General features: G+C 42.7%; 2 protein-coding genes. One reads left to right on the forward strand and one right to left on the reverse strand.

All coding sequences use genetic code 11. From position 1 onward, the window contains the following. A partial coding sequence (locus H6S82_RS31435; protein WP_191057351.1) for a peroxiredoxin occupies window positions 1-335 on the forward strand: 335 nt, incomplete at its 5' end. Between the two features lie 35 nt (window positions 336-370). On the opposite strand, the gene H6S82_RS31440 is transcribed toward H6S82_RS31435, so the two are convergent. Continuing rightward, window positions 371-1,884 (reverse strand): phosphatidylglycerol lysyltransferase domain-containing protein (locus tag H6S82_RS31440; RefSeq protein ID WP_191057352.1); only part of this gene is annotated, 1,514 nt, incomplete at its 5' end.

Below are 1,884 nucleotides of genomic sequence, written 5' to 3' on the forward strand. Positions count from 1 at the left end.
TTACTTCCGGTTGTACTTTGGAAGCTCGCCGCTTTCAGGAAGACTTGCCAAAATACATGGAAAAAAATACTCAAATCCTTGGCGTTAGTGCCGATTCTGTAGATTCGCACGCGGAATTTTGTGACTCGGAAGGGTTAAAATTTCCCTTACTAGCCGATACCGACGGTGAAGTTAGTAAAGCCTATGGTTCGTGGATAGGTTATCTATCCATGAGGCACACTTTTATTATCGATCCAGAGGGGATTATCCGCGAGGAATATACGGGGGTAAATCCAGCAATTCACAGTAGCGAGGTTTTGGCTCGTTTGGACGAATTGCAATCAGCAAATTCTTAGCGAATAAGGTGGGCATTGCCCACCCTACTCTTAAACTAAGCCTCTGGTTTAAAATAATCTAATAAGCGATCGCCCGAATCTGCCCTTACCAATCCTACCACCACATCGGGTAATGCAGCTAAACTCGGATAAACTAAATATCGCGGTTCCCATTGAGGATGAAACTTTTCTTTAAAAGCGTGCAATCCTTTAAAATTGTAGAACTGGTTTAAGTGTTCGGAAAGATAGCGCAGCGCCTTTTCTAAGCGAGGAGATTTTTCAGTTTCTCCTACACCAGAAAGCGCTGACAAACCGAGATTGAAACTATCGTATCCCATTTCTTTGCAGTGCTGAAGCATAGATACGAAGAGAAATTCCATAATCCCGTTTTCAACTTCAGCGCGTCGCCGCATCAAATCGACAGCAATTTGATTGAGTTGGTAAGCTCCTATTAAGTTAGCGAAAGCGCTGACACGACCTTCTGAGTTATGTATGACTGCGATCGCACTATCGCGGATATAATTATCGTCAAACCAACCCACAGAGAAACGCTTTTCTGCACCCTTCATCATCTGAAGCCATTCATCGCTCACAGATTTCAATTCCCGCACCAAATCATCTGCAATCGGCGGCTCGTAAAATTTAAATTGATATCCCAATTTAGTGAATTTATTAACGGCAGTTCTTAAATTTTGATTGGCTTTACCTTTGGTAGAAAACCCATTGAGATCGACAATGGCTTCTTGACCGATTTGCAATACTCGAAAGCCAAGCGATTTGTAAAGTTCCAGTTCATCTGGTAATGTTTGGTAAAAAGCGGGATACCAATCATTGCGATCGCAATATTTTTGAAATCCCAAAATCACCTCTTGCCGCTCTTCCGGTGGGCCAATGGGATCTCCTAGCGCGATCGCACCCCGACCCTTCGGAACATAAGCAATTACACTCTGACCAGAAGCGCTAAAATAATAAGATTTATCATCAAATAAAACAAATCGCGCCAAAGAAGACCGACCGTACTGCTGCACAATTTCTTTCGCTGTTTGTCGCTCTTTTGATGTCGCTGAGTTACGCAGCAAAACAGGTCGAAAAAGCATAAAGAGAGCATAAGCCAATGTGACAGCACCGACAATATAAATAGAATTGGCAAAAAAGTTACCAAATCGAGTTTTAGGTTGCAAACCGGCATTGTCTTCTGTGAAGAACATCGCCAAAGTTTGCCACAGAGCTTCTGTAAAATTAAAATTAATATTGTATTGTCCATCTAAAATAAAAAAGCCAGCCGTACCGTAGGCGAGCGTAAACAGCAAAGCGCCAATCAGCACGCGAATCCCTTGGGCGATCGAAGGTCGATCCGACTGCGCCGTAAACGCATTTCGCATCACCAGTAAATGAATTAACAGCACTCCCGCTAGCAAACTTTCCTCATAGTCAAATCCTTTTAATAAATGGCTGACTATGGAGACAATTAACAACACAATTGTGAGCAACCAAGCAACTCGTTTGCGTCTTAACAAATTAGCTGCTAAAGTTAACAATATAAAACCTGCGATCGCGGCAAACAAATGCC

The sequence above is a fragment of the Planktothrix sp. FACHB-1355 genome, from assembly GCF_014748295.1.
Taxonomy (GTDB): Bacteria; Cyanobacteriota; Cyanobacteriia; order Cyanobacteriales; family Aerosakkonemataceae; genus Aerosakkonema; species Aerosakkonema funiforme_A.